Annotated in this window: 18 protein-coding genes; 10 read left to right on the top strand and 8 right to left on the bottom strand. The window is 65.6% G+C overall.

The features are described from left to right. Positions 1-128 precede the first annotated feature (128 nt). Complete coding sequence (locus QTI68_RS08985) at positions 129-359, bottom strand: hypothetical protein (RefSeq protein WP_286521046.1); 231 nt, start codon at positions 357-359, stop codon at positions 129-131. A gap of 14 nt (positions 360-373) precedes the next feature. Beyond that, positions 374-571 carry a hypothetical protein gene (locus tag QTI68_RS08980; RefSeq protein ID WP_286521045.1) on the bottom strand — a complete coding sequence of 66 codons (198 nt, stop codon included), beginning with the start codon at positions 569-571 and terminating at the stop codon, positions 374-376. Positions 572-799: 228 nt separating this feature from the next. On the opposite strand from QTI68_RS08980, the gene QTI68_RS08975 reads away from it, so the two are divergent. The 4 genes from QTI68_RS08975 to QTI68_RS08960 are packed head-to-tail and all read left to right on the top strand — an operon-like array spanning position 800 to position 3913. After that, positions 800-1504 (top strand): glycosyltransferase family 2 protein, encoded by a 705-nt coding sequence (locus QTI68_RS08975; RefSeq protein WP_286521044.1) that lies wholly within the window; start codon positions 800-802, stop codon positions 1502-1504. A 17-nt stretch (positions 1505-1521) separates the two neighbouring features. Then, the gene (locus QTI68_RS08970) at positions 1522-2538 is read left to right on the top strand and encodes an acyl-CoA dehydrogenase family protein (protein ID WP_286521043.1); all 1017 of its coding nucleotides are present in this window, start codon (positions 1522-1524) and stop codon (positions 2536-2538) included. After that, positions 2526-3293: a PIG-L deacetylase family protein gene (locus QTI68_RS08965; RefSeq protein ID WP_286521042.1), complete on the top strand. Its 768-nt coding sequence runs from the start codon at positions 2526-2528 to the stop codon at positions 3291-3293. Before QTI68_RS08970 ends, QTI68_RS08965 begins: the two co-directional genes overlap by 13 nt. Next, on the top strand, positions 3290-3913 hold the full coding sequence (locus QTI68_RS08960; RefSeq protein ID WP_286521041.1) for a class I SAM-dependent methyltransferase: 624 nt from the start codon (positions 3290-3292) through the stop codon (positions 3911-3913). Before QTI68_RS08965 ends, QTI68_RS08960 begins: the two co-directional genes overlap by 4 nt. On the opposite strand, the gene QTI68_RS08955 is transcribed toward QTI68_RS08960, so the two are convergent. Beyond that, positions 3819-5024 (bottom strand): zinc-binding metallopeptidase family protein, encoded by a 1206-nt coding sequence (locus tag QTI68_RS08955; protein ID WP_286521040.1) that lies wholly within the window; start codon positions 5022-5024, stop codon positions 3819-3821. The two genes, QTI68_RS08960 and QTI68_RS08955, sit on opposite strands and share 95 nt — an antisense overlap. Positions 5025-5303: 279 nt before the next feature. Here QTI68_RS08955 and QTI68_RS08950 point away from each other — a divergent pair, with 279 nt between their 5' ends. Further along, complete coding sequence (locus tag QTI68_RS08950) at positions 5304-5555, top strand: hypothetical protein (RefSeq protein WP_286521039.1); 252 nt, start codon at positions 5304-5306, stop codon at positions 5553-5555. A 10-nt stretch (positions 5556-5565) separates the two neighbouring features. Here QTI68_RS08950 and QTI68_RS08945 read toward each other — a convergent pair whose 3' ends face one another. The 3 genes from QTI68_RS08945 to QTI68_RS08935 all read right to left on the bottom strand — a co-directional run bounded on the left by QTI68_RS08945 (position 5566) and on the right by QTI68_RS08935 (position 8256). Further along, positions 5566-5946, bottom strand: coding sequence for a response regulator (locus QTI68_RS08945; protein ID WP_286521038.1), 381 nt, complete (start codon positions 5944-5946; stop codon positions 5566-5568). 138 nt (positions 5947-6084) lie between these two features. Beyond that, positions 6085-7419, bottom strand: coding sequence for a chromate efflux transporter (gene chrA / locus QTI68_RS08940; protein ID WP_286521036.1), 1335 nt, complete (start codon positions 7417-7419; stop codon positions 6085-6087). A 144-nt stretch (positions 7420-7563) separates the two neighbouring features. Further along, positions 7564-8256: a GntR family transcriptional regulator gene (locus tag QTI68_RS08935; RefSeq protein ID WP_286521555.1), complete on the bottom strand. Its 693-nt coding sequence runs from the start codon at positions 8254-8256 to the stop codon at positions 7564-7566. Positions 8257-8468: 212 nt separating this feature from the next. Here QTI68_RS08935 and QTI68_RS08930 point away from each other — a divergent pair, with 212 nt between their 5' ends. From QTI68_RS08930 to QTI68_RS08910, 5 genes are all read left to right on the top strand, one after another. Then, positions 8469-9329 (top strand): NAD(P)-dependent oxidoreductase, encoded by an 861-nt coding sequence (locus QTI68_RS08930; RefSeq protein WP_286521034.1) that lies wholly within the window; start codon positions 8469-8471, stop codon positions 9327-9329. 61 nt (positions 9330-9390) lie between these two features. Continuing rightward, a complete protein-coding gene (locus tag QTI68_RS08925; protein ID WP_286521033.1) occupies positions 9391-10359 on the top strand; it encodes a Bug family tripartite tricarboxylate transporter substrate binding protein in 969 nt (322 codons plus the stop codon). A gap of 30 nt (positions 10360-10389) precedes the next feature. Further along, the gene (locus QTI68_RS08920) at positions 10390-11067 is read left to right on the top strand and encodes an RraA family protein (RefSeq protein ID WP_286521032.1); all 678 of its coding nucleotides are present in this window, start codon (positions 10390-10392) and stop codon (positions 11065-11067) included. Positions 11068-11246: 179 nt separating this feature from the next. Continuing rightward, positions 11247-11684 (top strand): YybH family protein, encoded by a 438-nt coding sequence (locus tag QTI68_RS08915; RefSeq protein ID WP_286521030.1) that lies wholly within the window; start codon positions 11247-11249, stop codon positions 11682-11684. Positions 11685-11709: 25 nt separating this feature from the next. Further along, positions 11710-12144 (top strand): gamma-glutamylcyclotransferase family protein, encoded by a 435-nt coding sequence (locus QTI68_RS08910; protein WP_286521029.1) that lies wholly within the window; start codon positions 11710-11712, stop codon positions 12142-12144. A gap of 133 nt (positions 12145-12277) precedes the next feature. Here the strand turns inward: QTI68_RS08910 and QTI68_RS08905 are convergent, their stop codons facing one another. Both QTI68_RS08905 and QTI68_RS08900 read right to left on the bottom strand, forming a co-directional pair. After that, on the bottom strand, positions 12278-13519 hold the full coding sequence (locus QTI68_RS08905) for a D-alanyl-D-alanine carboxypeptidase family protein (RefSeq protein ID WP_286521028.1): 1242 nt from the start codon (positions 13517-13519) through the stop codon (positions 12278-12280). Between the two features lie 166 nt (positions 13520-13685). Beyond that, positions 13686-16073: a penicillin-binding protein 1A gene (locus QTI68_RS08900; RefSeq protein WP_286521027.1), complete on the bottom strand. Its 2388-nt coding sequence runs from the start codon at positions 16071-16073 to the stop codon at positions 13686-13688. Between the last annotated feature and the right edge of the window lie 106 nt (positions 16074-16179).

Here is a 16179-nt window from a genome sequence, read left to right as displayed (position 1 = left end):
GCCACTGGGACAGCGACTCCCGCGCCCGCCGCATTGAATTGGACGATGGACTACGCCGCGTTAGGCGCAGGCCTACACGGAGCATGGCACGGCCACGCCTGCCGCAACGGCGGCAACGCCCCGTCGGCCTAGCGACCTTGGCTCAACCGAATCAGCCCGTAGACCGTCAAATACGCCGATCCGCGGCCATCCGTCGCGACAAGGCCGTTGGAACTCAGGCGACCCGACACCGCGGAGGCTTCGACGGGGGCCGCTTCTTCCTTCGCGCCGGCCAGGCTCTGCAGCCTCGTCCACTGCGCGTTGTTGAGCCGAAGCTTGTCCGCCTTCGCGCGCTCGGTGCCAGCCTGCGTCTCGTTCATCGCTGCGCCCCGGGTCAGACGATGGCGCCGACCAGCCGCAGCAGCGAAAGGCCGAACACGGTCATGACCATGACGATGACCGCCACCCTCGTCCATACGCGCTCCTCGCGCTCCCGGGATGGCGGAGGAAGGGTCGCGAACGAGGAGCCCCGGTCCTGGCGGTCCGGCTTTTCGGTCCACCAGCCGAGTCGGGTGTCATGGTCTTCTTGCATGACGTGATTCTTCTGTGGTCGGTAGTACTTTGGTATGTCATTTGACGTATCCGCCGTACAAGGGCGACCAGGAAGTGAACTAATTCACGCTTCGACAGCGCGCGGCGCGCCATGGCCCGCGCCGCGATGCCTGGTGTCAGCGCCTACATATCGTTGGCTCAGGGACCGACTCGGCATTCGAGCGCACCTGCCCTACCTTCGCTGCACCCGACTTCAGCGAGACAACCCATGCTTGGCATCGTCATCCCGGCACACAACGAAGCCCTGCTCATCGGCTCGACCCTCGATGCGGTCATGGTCGCAGCGACACACCCCGACCTGCGTGGCGAGCCGGTCGAGGTGGTGGTGGTGCTGGATAGCTGCAGCGACGCCACCGGCGTGATCGCGGCAGGCGCAGGCGCGCGCACCGTCAGCCTGCGCGTGCAGAACGTCGGCGTTGCTCGCGCAGTGGGCGCGGAAGCCATGCTCGCCGCCGGCGCTCGCTGGCTCGCCTTCACCGACGCCGACACGGTCGTCTCGCCAAGCTGGCTGGTGGACCAGCTCGCGCAGGAGTCCGACGCGGTCTGCGGTTCGATCGGCGTCGACGATTGGTCAGCGCATGGCGACCATGCAGGCGCGATCGAAGCGCATTTCCAGAACACCTATTCGGACGTCGACGGGCACTCCCACATCCATGGCGCCAACCTGGGCGTCTCGGCGGCCGCCTATCGGCGCGCGGGTGGCTTCCGTCACCTGGCCTGCAGCGAGGACGTCGCCCTGGTGCGTGCGCTCGAGGCCACGGGGGCCCGGATCGCCTGGAGCGCGAAGCCGAGGGTGGTGACCAGTTCGCGCCGCGACGGACGCGCGCGCGGCGGCTTTGCGGATGCGCTGCTGGCCGCGGTCGCTGCCGGCGTGGCCGCTGTGGCACCACCCGGCGCCGCCGCCGTGGGCTGAGCGACGGACCCCCCGCCATGCTCTCCTGCTCGACCCATGATGCGCTCCAGCGCCTTCGCCGCCAGCATGGGGAAGCGCTCGCGCTCGCGCAACTGGTGGCTGCCGGCATCGATCGCCTGCCGCTGCCCGGCTCCGGCGGCACCATCGAACGCTGGCGCATCCTGTCGGAAGTGGCCGCGCACGACCTCTCGCTCGCCAAGCTGTTCGAAGGGCACACGGACGCGCTCGCGATCCGCCATGAACTCGGCCAGGCAGACGCCGAGACGGGTTCTCGCTGGGGCACATGGTGCGCCGAACCCCCCGATGCACGCGTGACGATGGAGGCCCTCGTCGAAGAAGGTGCGAGCGCAGCCCCGGTCCGCCTCCACGGCACCAAGGCATGGTGCTCGGGCGCACAGGGCGTGACGCACGCCGTCCTGAGCTGCTGGGACGATGCAGGAGAGCCCTGCCTCGCCGAGGTGACGCTCGACCAGGCGGCCGTCACGGTCACCGACCAGGGCTGGCACGCGGTGGGCATGGCGGCAAGCGGCAGCGTGGATGTGCGATTCGATGGCGCCGTGGCACGCCGGATCGGCCGCCCCGGCGACTACGTCCGGCGACCCGGTTTCTGGCAGGGCGGCGCCGGCATCGCGGCCTGCTGGTTCGGCGGCGCACTGGGCATCGCACGCATGGCGCGTCGATTCTGCGGCATGGCGCCCGACGGCCATCGGCTCGCGCACCTGGGCGCCATCGACACCGCGCTCGCAGCCGGAGCGGCCGTGTTGCGCGAAAGCGCGGCGTGGATCGATGCCCATCCCCGCGACGACGCGCACCAAGTCGCGCTGCGCGCCCGCCTGGTGGTCGAGGAGGCGGCCCATGCGCTGATCGCGCACGCCTGCCGCGCGACGGGCGCGGGGCCGCTCTGCCGGGATGCGCGCTTTGCACGGGCGGTGGCCGACCTCCCTGTCTATATGCGCCAGAGCCATGCGGAACGCGATCTGGCGAGCCTGGGCAAGACTGTTCTCGATACGGAGACCACACCATGGAAGTTGTAGAGAAGGAAGGCGATCGCGTGATCCACGGCGACGGCACGACAGAAGACGAGTGGCATGCCTGGGGCGGCCTGCGCCGGATGCGCACGAGCTTCGCGGAAACCCTGATTCCTGCCGTCGGGCGCGCCGTGGTCGTTGCGCCGCATCCGGACGACGAGGTGCTGGCGGTCGGCGGACTGCTGGCGCAGTTGGCCCGGCTCGGAAGCGCGATCCGCGTCATCGCGGTCACCGACGGCACCGCCAGCCATCGCGGCTCACGCGACTGGCCTGTGGAGCGGCTGGTCCGCGAGCGCCCGGGCGAGAGCCGCGAGGCGCTGCACCGGCTGGGCGTCGACATCGAGCCGATCCGGCTGGGCCTGCCCGATGGGGGCTTGCGCGGCCTCGAAACACTGCTGGCGGATCGCCTCCTGACACTCTTCGACCGCCAGGACGTGGTGTTCACGACCTGGCGCGGAGACGGTCATCCCGACCATGAAGCCACGGGCCACGCCTGCGCCTTTGCCGCGGCGCGGACCGGGGCGAAACTGGTCGAGGTGCCCGTGTGGGCCTGGCACTGGGCCGCACCGGGCGACAAGCGCCTGCCGTGGTTGCGCGCGCGGCGGCTGGACCTCGATGCGCAGGCGTGCCGGCGCAAGCAGAGCGCGGTGCGGGCTTTCGCGAGCCAGATCGAAGCCGACGCGTCGACCGGTCGGCCGCCCGTCCTGCGACCCACGACGCTCGCGCGCGCCGCGCGGCCTTTCGAGGTGTTTTTCACGTGAACCCTCCGGCTGGCCAGCCTGACGGCACGAGCGCCTATTTCGACGGGCTCTACGGCGCGAGCGACGATCCCTATGCGCTGCGCACCCGCTGGTATGAGGAGCGAAAGCGGGCGCTGATCCTGGCCACGCTCCCGCGGCGCCGCTACCAGCGTGCCTTCGAACCCGGCTGCGGCATCGGCGAGTTCACGGTGGCGCTATCGGCTCGCTGCGACACCGTGCTCGCGAGCGATCGCTCGGCACGCGCGGTCGAGATTGCGCGGCAGCGCACCGCAGGCCTTCGCAACGTCCGCATCGAACGGCAGGCGCTGCCGGCGGATTGGCCGCACGATGTCGCTGCGTTCGACCTGATCGTGCTGTGCGAGCTCGGCTATTTCCTGCAGCCGGACGCGATGCGGGAGCTCGCCCGCCGCTGCGACCACTCGCTCGCTGGCGACGGCACCCTGGTCGCCTGCGATTGGCGCCCCGACTTCGCCGAGCGCCGACTGGCGACCGACGCGGTGCAAGCGCAACTGGCGGCGCTGGGCCTCAGGCGGATGGTACGCCACGAGGAGGATGATTTTCTGCTTCAGGTGTGGTCGCGGGATGGTCAATCGGTGGCGCAGCAGGAGCGGATCCGCTGACGCCGAGCCCGGCCGCCTGCCCGCCATGGCGGCGCGGCAGGAAGTTCATCGGCACACGCCCGGCGCTTCCAGCCCGGACGACGCGATGAATGAAGTCCAGCTTTTCGATGACCGGGGGAACCACGATGAACGGATAGCTGTCGTGGGCGCCGAGGCTGCGATCCATCGCGTTGATGAACTGCGAGACCGGCAGCCACTGCTCGACCACCGAAGACAAGATCGACTCGGCGTCGAGATCGAGCTTGCGCACCGTCAGCGACGGCGCGGACGGCAAGGCGTGATCGAGCCGGGCGCCCCAGGCCGCGGCGGTCTCCAGGCCGTCCACCATGTGCAGGTAGTGCGCCCAGGTCTCCGCCCAGTCCTCCCAGGGGTGCGAGCTCGCGTACGCACTGATGAAGCGCTGCGGCCAGTCCGCCACCGGCGATGCGTAGTGCTTCTTCAGGGAGGCTTCGTAGTCGGCACGCTCGTCGCCGAACAAGGACCGGTACTCGTCGATCCACGGCGTGCCGCGCACCAGCCGATCCCAGTAGTAGTGGCCGATCTCGTGGCGGAAGTGGCCCAGCAACGTCCGATAAGGCTCGTGCATCGACATGCGGATCTGCTCGCGGCGCGCGTCGTCGGCCTCCGCGATGTTGAGCGTGATGACGCCCTCGTCATGGCCGGTGAGCACGCGATCCTTCGGATCCACCTGCTCGAGGAACTCGAATGAAAGTCCGTTTGCAGGGTCTTCCAGCTTGTTGGGCGTCGGCAGCACGAGCTCCACCAAGGTGTAGAACAGACGCCGCTTGGCTTGTTCGAGCGCGGCCCAATAGCCGCGATTCTGCGGTGTCGCCAGCGCCGGGATGGTATGCGTCGTTCGACACGACAGGCAGTGTTCGTGGGCGCTGTCAGACAAGAGCATCCAGTTGCAGACGCCCTCCTTCCGATTCGCGCAAGGGCGGTATCCGGGACCCGGTGGACCCAGCCGGCGCCAGGCGTCTTCGGCCGAGGCCTCGAAGGCGATCATCAGTTGTTCGTCCGGCGAATAGCCGAGCGTCGAGCCGCATGTCTCGCAGCTCAGGTTCTCGAAGAAAACCCGGTTGCTGCAATGCGAGCAGGTCAGTTGCTTCATGGTGTCTTTCCTGGATGCGCGGGTTGCCAGGGATTCTCCGCCCTGTTGTTGCGATGCAGCATAGAGGCTGCCCGAAGATCGTGGAGAAGATAGCCGGCTGCAACGACGTGGGACCAGACGCCGCGCAGAGCAGGGCGAACTCACGGCTACAGGGGCATGCAGCGGCGTTCTCCTACATCACCGGAGGGAGAACGGGCGCATCGTCTGGCAAGGAGGTCAGCATGCCATCGCCGAGTTCTTCGATTCCGGAAGATGAGCGGCCAATTCAGTGAGGCTCGCATGAACACCAACACTCTTCACCCCTACCAGGCATTCGCATATCGAGGAAGGTCTTTCCTTTGCGGGGCGCAGGCGCGGGCGAACGGGACCTTCCTGCCCGTCGTCTTTTGTGTCGGTCCGGCGCCGGGTCGGCAGACCGAATTGCCGCGGGACACGGAGGCCTATGCGACCGAGAGCGAGGCCCTTCGCCACGCAGAGCAGCAGGCGATGCGCTGGGTCGAGGATCACGAGGACGTTCGGGGCCTGGAATGAGGCCGGCGGATCAAGCGCCGAGGTCGGTCGCGCAGAACTCGAAGAACTCATCCAGTTCGATGGATTTGTCGAAGACGCGATCGGCCCCTGCGTCGAGGCACCTTTGCCGGGCATCCTGTCGCGCATAGTTCGTGAGCACGACCACCCGCTGGTGCGGCTCGCGCCCATTGCACCAGTTCACGACCGCAAGACCGTTGCCTTGCCGCAGGAACAGGTCGACAACCGCCAGATCCCACTGGCCCTTGTGCCGGGCGAGCCAGCCTATCGCCTCGTCCTCGGTCTCCGCGGTGGCCATCACCTTCGCTGACGAGAGATCCTCGAGGGCAGGAATCAGATGCTGCCGGATGGTGCTGTTGTCTTCGACCAGGAAGATGCTGCGGGCGGCGGTCATGGAGCGGTCATTGATTGGTTCTCGTTTAGCCTGAGGCTAGGAACCTCGTGCCGCCACGCGAGTGAGCGCTTCCCCCAGGTGAAGGTAGGATGGACTCGCCATGACTCTCTCTCCGCGCTGCCGCCGGGGCCGGCGGATTCAAGCGAGGGCTGTCAGTGCCAACCCCGCCAGGCCTGATCCCACCACCACGGGAATGACGCCAACCTTGAATCGAAACAGGGCCACGGCGGCGGCGACGCCAATGAGGGCCGAGGCCCATTCGAAGCGGCCTGTGAACCCCTGTGGCCAGAGCACGTGGTAGGCGAAGAAGACCGCGAGATTGGCGATGACACCCACCACCGCGGCCGTGATGCCGGTGAGCGGCGCCGTGAACTTGAGATTTCCGTGCGTGGACTCGATGAAGGGAGCGCCGAGCAGGATGAAGAAGAACGAAGGCAGGAAGGTGAAGAAGGTCACCACGGTGGCTGCCACCGCGCCTGAAAGGAACAGCGCATCGGCGCCGAAGATGGCCTTCGTCCAGCCACCCACGAAGCCGACGAAGGACACCACCATGATGAGGGGGCCCGGCGTGGTTTCGCCGAGCGCCAGGCCGTCGATCATCTGCGATGCGGTCAGCCACTGGTAGTGCCCGACCGCGCCCTGGAACACATAGGGCAGCACGGCATACGCACCGCCGAAGGTCATGAGGGCCGCCTTGGTGAAGAACCAAGCCATCTGCGTCAGGACGGCATCCCATCCATAGAGAGCCATCGACGTGCCGATGGCAGCGAGCCAGAGCGCAAGGCAGACCGCCAGCACGCGGCCGAAGCGCCGCCAGCTGAACACCGCGTGCTCGGGCGTCGGCGTATGGTCATCGATCAGCGCGGGACCCGCGGACTGTGTCGCCTTGGCATGGCCAGCCCCGCCGGCGAAGCTGGCAGGCGCGAAGCGTCCACCCAGGTAGCCGATGACACCCGCGGCCAGCACGATGAGCGGAAACGGCAGTTGCAGCGCGAAGATCGCCAGGAAGGCGGCCACCGCGATGGCCCACAGCCAGGCGTTCTTCAGGGTCCGGGCGCCGACCCGGCAGGCTGCGTGGACCACCAGCGCTGTCACGGCGGGCTTGATGCCATGGAACACCCCGGCAATGGCCGGCACGTTGCCGTACGCCATGTAGACCCACGACAGGCCGATGAGGATCAGCAACGACGGCAGCACGAAGAGCACGCCCGCGACGATGCCGCCCCATGTGCGATGCATCAGCCAGCCGATGTAGGTGGCGAGTTGCTGCGCCTCGGGTCCGGGCAGGAGCATGCAGTAGTTCAGCGCATGCAGGAAGCGGCTCTCGGAAATCCAGCGCCTGCGCTCGACCAGGTCCTCGTGCATGATGGCGATCTGCCCGGCCGGCCCTCCGAAGCTGATGAAGCCGAGCTTGAGCCAGTAGACGAGGGCTTCGCTGAACGTCAGCTGCCGTTGCGCAAGCGTCGACGGCATCTCCCCGGGAGAACTCGGATTCAAATTCGGCGCCTGTCGTTCATGCAGCAACTATCGCATGACGCAAAGCTTGCTACAAGAACGACCGGCCCAGGGTCTTGAGCCGCGCCGGCTCGACCACAAGCATCACCGGCCGGGGGCCGTTCATCCAGCCAGCGAAGACTTCCTTCCGCCTGGCTCCGAAGCGTCTTGCCTGTATTCGCTGCGGTGCTGCATGAATCGGCGGTGAGACATTCGCAGATGCAGTTGCATGACCTGTCGCGCCATCTCGCCATCGGCCGCGCTCGCTGCATAGGTCAGGTCACGATGATGGTTGAGGCTTTGTTCGAGTTCGTGCGGCGTCGCGATATAGAACGAGCGCTTGATGATCGGCATGTCGATCATCGTTTCGAGGATCGTGCGCAGCCGCGGAGATCCGGAAGCGTCGAGCAATGCATGATGGAAGTCGCGATTGGCCTCCTGCACTTCCGCGATGCCATCCTCACCCTTGGCAATGCCCTCGGCCATCCTGCGATTGCTCGCCTCCAGGCGTTCGACCAGCGCCGCCCCGCCGCGCGTCGCGGCGAGGAATGACGCGTAGGGCTCCAGCAGCATCCGAAGCTGGAAGGTCTCTTCGACATCCCAGTCGCTCCATTCGGCTACCCGAATGCCTTGGCCCGCCGAATCGGTTGCCAGCCCATCGTCCACCAGCCTGCGAAGGGCCGTGCGCACAGGCGTGCGGCTCAACCCGAGTTCGCGGGCAAGCGGCTCCTCCTTCAGCTGGGCTCCCGGGGCGTAGTGCCCTCCCACGACACGCTGTCGAAGAATCTCATAGGCCTTGTCTCTGCCGTGCTGCATATGTTGCCGTGTGCATTCGTTCGCGGAATTGTATGAGTTCGCGTCGGCTCGCCCCGGCGATGACGTACAAATCGAGAACAACTCCGTACTCTGTTTGTACTCCGAGGCTCCCACGACATCGACCATTTCAAAGGTAGCCTCAGTGCTTACCCTTGGGTCTATTGCCATCTTTGTATTTATTTTGTACTCTCTGGGCTCTTCAGGAGCAAAGCGTGAACATTGCGATCATCGGATTGGGCGAAGTCGGACGCTGCTACGCGGCCCCATTGCATCGAGCTGGCTACACACTGAACCTGTGCGAGATGCATCCTTCTGCGGCGGCAAAGGAGCTTGCCGCAAAGGCGGGCCTGCGCATTCACGCGCAGGCAGGGGCCTGGCTGGCAGAGGCGCAGCTGGTGCTCTCGTGCGTGACGGGAACGACGTCCCTTCAGGTGCTCGACCAAGTCCTCCCGCATCTGGCGAATGGCGCCCTGCTTGCCGACCTGACGACGGCCAGCCCGGAGGTCAAACGCGAGGGCGGCAAGCGCGCCGCGGAAACCGGCATCCGGTATGTCGACACAGCCATCATGGGTGCCATATCGCTGGGCCTGGTCCGCACGCCGCTGCTTGCTTCGGGCGAGGGCGCCAGCCAGCTGAAGGAAATCCTGGAAATCGCCGGCGCACGTGTCCAGGTCATCGCCGATGGGAAGGCGGGCGACGCCATCGCGCTGAAGATCCTGCGCAGCATCTACACGAAAGGCGTCGAGGCGCTCACTGTCGAATTGCTCATGAGCGCCGAGAGGCAGGGTGTGCGCGAGAAGCTCTATGAGCAGCTGAGCGACATGGATCGCACGCCCGTTCGAGCCTTGATGGACATGCTGGTCCGGACCCATGTCATTCACGCGAAACGACGGGCGCACGAGGTCCATGACGCGCAGGCGGAGCTGACCTCGCAAGGGCTGACGTCGATCGTTCTGCCGGGCGTCGAGGCCCGCTTCAAGAAGACTGTCCAGGCGCTCGAGACGCATCCGCTGCCGGTGCCAGAACCCAGCGTCGAGCAGTCGCTCGACTGGCTGCTGGCTTCCGCTCGCTGAGGCCCGGCCCCGGTACAGGGGCCAACGATTCATCCGAACTTTTCTTCAAGGAGACAAATCCATGCGCGGTCTCGTGCGAATTTCTGCTGCCATCCTGCTCTGCGCTGGCGTTGCCAATGCCGTTGCCCAGACCTACCCGGAACGCCCCATCCGGATGGTGGTTCCGTTTCCGGCAGGCGGCGGCACGGACAACCTTGCCCGACTGCTGACCACGTCGCTGGCGAACAAGCTCCACTGGACGATCACGGTCGACAACAAGCCAGGCGCCGGCGGCAACCTTGCACTGGACAACGTCGCGAAGTCCAGGCCCGATGGCTACACCTTCGTCATGGCGCAGACGGACAACGTCGTGCTGAACCCCCTGCTCTACGGCAAGCTGAGCTACGACCCAGTCAAGGACCTGGAGGCAGTTTCGTCGGTGGCCAGCGGTCCTGCCGTCATCGTGGTCCGCGGGGATTCACCCTACAGGACGCTCGCCGATGTCGTGGCCGCAGCCAAGGCCAAGCCCGGCGCACTCACCGTGGCAACGCCGGGCACCGGCACGATTGCCCACCTGATCACGCAACTCTGGCAGAACGCGTCGGGCGTCAAGTTCACGCATGTCCCGTACAAGGGCATGGCCCAGGCCGTGCCGGACCTCATCGGCGGCCAGGTCGACATGTACATCGGTTCGATCCCGACGCTGCTGAGCCAGATCCAGGGTGGCAAGGTCCGCGCCCTCGGCGTGACGACCGCCAAGCGCTCGCCCGTTCTGCCTGAGGTTCCCACCTATACCGAGTCCGGCATTCGCGGCGTCGAGTTGGCCAGCGTCTGGGGTGTGATGGCGCCCGCGGGTACGCCGAAGGCGATCGTCGACAAGTGGAATGCCGAGATCAACGAACTGCTCAAGCAGCCGGACGTGAGGCAGAAGATCCTTGCGACCGGCGCCGAACTCCTGGGCGGGAGCCCTCGATCGTTGACCGACCTCTATGCCTCCGAGCGGGCCCGACTCGCGCCCGTCGTCCGCGAAGCGGACATCAAGCTCGACTGAACATCAACCCCCTTCGAACAGGACACCGACATGAACAACGGACTTCGCATTCTCAAACGCCGGCGCGCCGTCGCGCTCGACCTGGCACGTCGATTCCTGGACGTTCCCGTCGCCAATGTCAGCGACTGCATGTCGCGCATGACGGCAGGGGGCCCGCGTCTTCGTCCAATGCACTCGGGCGGGCGCATGGCCGGCCCCGCTTTGACGATCAAGGCGCGCCCCGGCGACAACCTGATGATCCACAAGGCCCTCCAGATGGCAAAGCCCGGCGATGTCATCGTGGTGGATGGCGGCGGTGACCTGACCAATGCGCTGGTCGGAGAAATCATGATCGGCGATGCCGCAAGACAAGGCTTGGGCGGCATGGTGTTGAACGGCGCGATTCGGGATGCAGCCGAGATCCGCCAAGGGAGCTTTCCGGTGTTCGCTGCCGGCGTCACGCACCGTGGCCCGTACAAGGATGGACCCGGAGAGATCAATGTCGCGATCTCCATCGACGGCATGGTGATCGAGCCGGGCGATCTCGTCATCGGAGACGACGACGGCTTTCTGTGCGTGCCCTTCGAAGACGTTTCCGCACTGCTTGCGGCTGCGAACAAGAAGCAGGAGATCGAAGCAAGGATGATCGCGGACATCGAGGCCGGCACCTTCGATCGCTCCTGGGTCGACGCGACCTTGGCGCGCCTGAACTGCTTTGTCGAGCAGTGAACCTTCAACTCAGGATCCAGCAGCCCGCGGCAGGGTAGTCGCCTGCGCTACCATCTGTCCGCTGGCGCCTCGTACCGTCGATGCGAAAGGACACGCCCGTTGGCTCGCTCGGACCCCCGCAACACTTCGCGCTACTGGCATGCGCCTGGCCTGTCGAGGACCTCGCCCATCCGCATCCAATGAACCGACCCGAAGACGCACCCCATGCGTTTCAAGACGCCTGGAACAGGCACGACATGGCTTCGCTCGGAACACTGTTCCATGAGGATGCGACATTCGTGAACCGGTTCGGGCACTACGTGCACGGCGTCGAGGAGATCGTCGACCTGCATGCACCCATCCACGCGACCATCTACAGCGATTCCACGCTGGAGAACGAATTGATCGACGTGGTCGTGATCAGTGACGACGCGGCCGTCGTGCATTTCTGGAGTCGCCTCACGGCCGGTGCGGCGCATCCGGCGGGGCCACACGCTGTCGACACGCTGATCCTTGCCGTGCTGACGCGGCAGGCTGGCGAGTGGCGGATCAAGGCGCTCGAGAATGTCACGCTGACAAATCCCCGGACAGGAGAAGCGGTGTTGAGAGATCCGGGCCCGGTTCGGAAAAGCGCGTGACGGCGAAGACTGGCATCGAAGCTCCATGTCTCAACTTGTCTTCGTTTTCGGAACCCTGAAGGAAGGCTTTCCCAACTTCGCGACCAACAGGGGCTCGCGGGTGGCGGGAGATTTCATGACGGTCGGGCGCTACCCGCTGTACCTGGTGGGCGAACGTTTTTCGCCCTGGCTCGTCGATGCCCAGGGTGAGGGCGACCGAGTTGTCGGCCAAGTGTTCGCTGTGGACGAGGCTGCATTGGCCACGATGGACGAACTGGAGCGGACGACGGAGGCGGACGGGTATCGACGCGTGATGCTCGAGGTGGAGTCGCTGTGTGATGGTCGAAGAATTCGAACGCATGCGTATATCAAGCCTCGCGAGCAATTCGCCATCGCAGATGCCCGGCTCGGCCCGTTGCACGAATACACGCTCGAACACGCGGCGCTGTACCGAAGCCGCAAAGCGAAGCGGGCTTTGTAAGGTAGGCAGGCATACACGACCCCTACCCTCGACGCAGGCAACTTCAAGGCCCTCTTCCAGTCGATCGAACGCGACCAGGTGCGCCGCGGCGTGCTGCAGACGGGCTGAAGACGGCAGCGCCGCCCCCCGTGCCTTACTTGCCGAACAACTTGGCCACCCGCTGCCACGAGCGCAGCATGAAGCCTGCGCGCTCCACGTCGGCCTGAGCGATCAGCGGCGTTTCTCCGACCGGCTTGCCGTTCGACGCCGCAACCACCTTGCCGATCACCGCGCCCTTGGCCACCGGGGCCTCCAGGTCCGGCTTGACCTGCACGGAGGTGCTCACCTGCTGGCCCCGCGGCACCGTGACCGTCCATGGCGCCCCCAGGCCCGCGGCAACCGTGTCGGCCTTGCCGAAGCTGACCTTGGGCGTCGCTACGACCGCGTTGGGCTGGATGGGCGTGGCCTTCTCGAAGTTGCTGTAGCCCCACCCGAGCAGCGTGCGCGTTTCGTCGGCGCGCGCCTGTGCGCTGTTGGTGTTGAGGATCACCGTGATCAGCCGCATCCCGTTGCGCTTGGACGAAGTGACCAGGCAGTAGCCGGCTTCCTGGGTGTGGCCGGTCTTCAGTCCGTCCACCGTCGGGTCGGTGTAGAGCAGGGCATTGCGGTTGCCCTGCTTGATGCCGTTGTACTTGAACTCGCGCTCGGCGTAGATCGGGTAGTAGTCGGAGCTGTCGCGGATGATCGCGCGCGCCAGGATCGCGAGGTCGCGCGCCGACGCCTTGTGGGCCGGGTCGGGCAGGCCTGTCGCGTTCACGAAATTGGTGTTCGTCATGCCGAGGCGCTTGGCTTCGGCATTCATGAGCTTGGCGAAACCCTCTTCGGAGCCGGCCATGTGCTCGGCGATCGCCTTGGATGCGTCGTTGCCCGACTGCACGATGATGCCGCGCAGGATGTCGATCACGGTGGCCTGGCTGTTGAGCGGCAGGTACATGCACGATTCGGTGCTCGAGCCACGGCACCAGGCGGTCTGGCTGACAGAGACGAGGTCGTCCTTCTTGAGCTTGCCCGAGCGAAGCGCCTGTTCGACCAGGAAGCTGGTCATCATCTTGGTCAGCGACGCCGGCGGCAGCGGTTCGTCAGGGTTGGCCGAGGCGAGCACCTCGCCGGAGTCGAAATCCATCAGCAGCCATGCCTTGGCGGGGATCGACGGCGCGCCGCCGGCCACGGCGGTGTCTCCGGCGACCGGCGCCTGGGCAGGCGTCTCGGCCTTGGATTTCTTGGGAGTTGCTTGCTTGACGGCGTGGGAGGCCGCGAAGGACTCGGAATGGGGGACCAGGACGCCCGCGGCAATGGCGATGACGACCGGAAGGAGGGAGAAAGTGTTGAATTGCATGGGCTTCAGGGACAGAACCGACATTGTCGCGGATCAGGCGCCGATTTTGAGCGCGCATGAAAGATCGAAAACCGCCCTGCAAGTTCAACCTCCCTCGGTGAGCCTGCTGGATTGGCCCGCATGTAACTGTGTGTGACGTCTTACGACCCCAGGGCGGAGCTGTGCCCTAGTTGCGGAACAAGTCCATGATCCGGCTGCGCTCGTCCGACGGCGGCTCCGGCCTCGTTGGCGGGGCCACCTCGACGGGCACGGGTGCGGACACGCCCCACGGGTTGGCGAGCCCACTGCCCGGTGCAAAGTCTTCGTAGTACCACTCGCCGCCGACATGGACCACGCCGTCGGGCGGCTGCAGTTCGGTCACGGGCACACCCTGGATCGCGGTCTCCATGAAGCTGATCCAGATCGGCAGGCTCAGGCTGCTGCCCGTCTCCTTGTCTCCCAGGCTGCGCGGCGTGTCGTACCCCATCCACGCGATGGCGGTCATCGTCGGCTGGAAGCCCGCGAACCAGGTGTCGATCGAGTCGTTGGTGGTTCCCGTCTTGCCATAGAGATCGTCGCGCTTGAACGCCTGATAGGCCTTCGCGCCGGTACCGCCCTTGACGACACTCTGCAGCAGCGTGTCCATGATGAAGGCGTTGCGCCGCGGAATGGCGCGCATCGATTCATTGAGCTGCGGCGGCTGGGGCGCGACCAGTACCTTGTCCTTGTGGTCGGTGATGCGAGTGATCAGGTAAGGACTGACGCGATAGCCGCCATTGGCAAACACCGAGTAGGCGGTTGCCATCTGCATCGGCGTGACCGCACCGGCGCCCAGCGCCATGGGCAGGTAGGCGGGATGCTTCTCGCGGTCGAAGCCGAAATTGGTGATCCAGTCCTGCGCGTAGCGGATGCCGATCGATTGCGTGACGCGCAGCGTGACCATGTTGACGGACTTCATGAGTGCGGTTCGAAGCGGCATCGGTCCGGAGAAGGTCCCCCCATAGTTCTTCGGCGCCCATGGCTGGCCGCCTGTGGTGGCCGCGTCGAAGTAGAGCGGGCCATCGTTGACCACGGTGGCCGGCGTGAAGCCTTTTTCAAGCGCTGCCGAATAGATGAACGGCTTGAAACTCGAGCCCGGCTGACGCCACGCTTGCGTGACATGATTGAACTTGTTCTTGTTGAAATCGAAGCCGCCCACCATTGCCTTGATGGCGCCGTCGCGCGGATCCATCGCAACGAACGCTCCTTCGACCTCGGGCAGCTGGGTCAATCCCCACGTATCCTTCGGCGTCTTCGCGAGGCGAACCACCGACCCTCGACGGATCATGGTGTTGCGTGGCGCCTTGTCCGCCAATCCCGACTGCACGGGACGCAGCCCGTCGCCGACGATGTGGAAGGTCTCGCCGTTCGCACGCACGGCCGTCACCTCCTTGGCACTGGCCTTGAGCACCACCGCGGCAATCAGGTCGCCGTAATCGGGGTGCTCTGCCAGCGCGTCGTCGATCGCGCCTGCGCGCTTGCCCGGATCGTCGGGCAGATCCACGAACGCTTCCGGTCCACGGTAGACCTGGGTTCGCTCGTAGCCCACGATTCCGTCGCGCAGCGCCTTGTAGGCGGCCGACTGGTCGACCGCAGAAATCGAGGTGTAGACCTTGAGTCCGCGGGTGTAGGTGGCATCGCCATACTGTGCGTAGATCAACTGGCGCACGGTTTCGGCTACATATTCAGCGCGCAGAAGCGCGGGGCCGGGGGGATCGCGCAGCCGAAGCTTCTCTTGCCGGGCCGCCGTCGCTTGCTCGGGCGTGATGAAACCGTTTTCCTGCATTCGGTCGATCACATAGAGCTGGCGTTCTCGTGCACGCACGGAATTGTTGACCGGGTTGTTGGCGCCAGGCGCCTTGGGCAGCCCCGCCAGCATGGCAGCCTGCGCGATCGAGATGTCCTGGAGCGGCTTGCCGAAATAGGCCTCCGAGGCCGCAGCGAAGCCGTACGCCCGCTTGCCGAGAAACACCTGATTCAGATAGATCTCGAGGATCTGATCCTTGGTGAGCAGTTGCTCCAGCTTGAATGTGAGCAGAACCTCGTAGACCTTGCGGGTCACGGTTTTTTCGGAAGTCAGGTACGCGTTGCGTGCCACCTGCATCGTGATGGTCGAGCCACCTTGGCTCTTCGCCCGGTTCAGGTTTGCGTACCCCGCGCGCAGCATGCTCTTGAAGTCGACCCCATTGTGGTCGTAGAAGCGCGCGTCTTCCGCGGCCAGCACGGCGTCTTTCATCAACTTGGGTATTGTCGAGATCGGCGTGAATTCGCGGCGCTCTTCGCCGTATTCGCCGATCAGAATGCCCTCCGAGGAAAATACCCGCAACGGCAGCCTCGGTCGATAGTCCTGGAGCTCGGCAACATTCGGCAGGTTCGGATAGGCGACCACGAGTGCAGTCAAGACGACGAACGACACGCCCAGTGCCGCGGCCAGGGCCAGCCCTGCGAACCAGAACACGACGCGCAGGAGCCAAGATCGCCAGGATCTGGAAATCGGCTTGTCGGCGTGTCGCGAAAAATGCGATCGGTCGGCCATGGCAGCAAGCAGGATGCTCGACGGCCAAGTGTCGCCGAAATGCCGCTGAAACGCCTACGGTTTCGACGAGGACCGCTCCAACCCGGGTCGGGAATTCACCTACGCG

This window comes from Variovorax sp. J31P207 (assembly GCF_030316965.1).
Classification (GTDB): Bacteria; Pseudomonadota; Gammaproteobacteria; order Burkholderiales; family Burkholderiaceae_C; genus Variovorax; species Variovorax ginsengisoli_B.
The sequence above is the reverse complement of the archived record's forward strand: the minus strand, read 5'-3'. Positions and strand labels throughout refer to the sequence as shown.

Coding starts and splice junctions, on each gene's coding strand:
- QTI68_RS08975 (WP_286521044.1), top strand. CDS start 800: ATGCTTGGCATCGTCATCCCGGCACACAACGAAGCCCTGCTCATCGGC.
- QTI68_RS08925 (WP_286521033.1), top strand. CDS start 9,391: ATGCGCGGTCTCGTGCGAATTTCTGCTGCCATCCTGCTCTGCGCTGGC.
- QTI68_RS08910 (WP_286521029.1), top strand. CDS start 11,710: ATGTCTCAACTTGTCTTCGTTTTCGGAACCCTGAAGGAAGGCTTTCCC.
- QTI68_RS08980 (WP_286521045.1), bottom strand. CDS start 571: ATGCAAGAAGACCATGACACCCGACTCGGCTGGTGGACCGAAAAGCCG.
- QTI68_RS08935 (WP_286521555.1), bottom strand. CDS start 8,256: ATGCAGCACGGCAGAGACAAGGCCTATGAGATTCTTCGACAGCGTGTC.
- QTI68_RS08955 (WP_286521040.1), bottom strand. CDS start 5,024: ATGAAGCAACTGACCTGCTCGCATTGCAGCAACCGGGTTTTCTTCGAG.
- QTI68_RS08920 (WP_286521032.1), top strand. CDS start 10,390: ATGAACAACGGACTTCGCATTCTCAAACGCCGGCGCGCCGTCGCGCTC.
- QTI68_RS08965 (WP_286521042.1), top strand. CDS start 2,526: ATGGAAGTTGTAGAGAAGGAAGGCGATCGCGTGATCCACGGCGACGGC.
- QTI68_RS08970 (WP_286521043.1), top strand. CDS start 1,522: ATGCTCTCCTGCTCGACCCATGATGCGCTCCAGCGCCTTCGCCGCCAG.
- QTI68_RS08985 (WP_286521046.1), bottom strand. CDS start 359: ATGAACGAGACGCAGGCTGGCACCGAGCGCGCGAAGGCGGACAAGCTT.
- QTI68_RS08915 (WP_286521030.1), top strand. CDS start 11,247: ATGAACCGACCCGAAGACGCACCCCATGCGTTTCAAGACGCCTGGAAC.
- chrA (WP_286521036.1), bottom strand. CDS start 7,419: ATGCCGTCGACGCTTGCGCAACGGCAGCTGACGTTCAGCGAAGCCCTC.
- QTI68_RS08900 (WP_286521027.1), bottom strand. CDS start 16,073: ATGGCCGACCGATCGCATTTTTCGCGACACGCCGACAAGCCGATTTCC.
- QTI68_RS08905 (WP_286521028.1), bottom strand. CDS start 13,519: ATGCAATTCAACACTTTCTCCCTCCTTCCGGTCGTCATCGCCATTGCC.
- QTI68_RS08945 (WP_286521038.1), bottom strand. CDS start 5,946: ATGACCGCCGCCCGCAGCATCTTCCTGGTCGAAGACAACAGCACCATC.
- QTI68_RS08950 (WP_286521039.1), top strand. CDS start 5,304: ATGAACACCAACACTCTTCACCCCTACCAGGCATTCGCATATCGAGGA.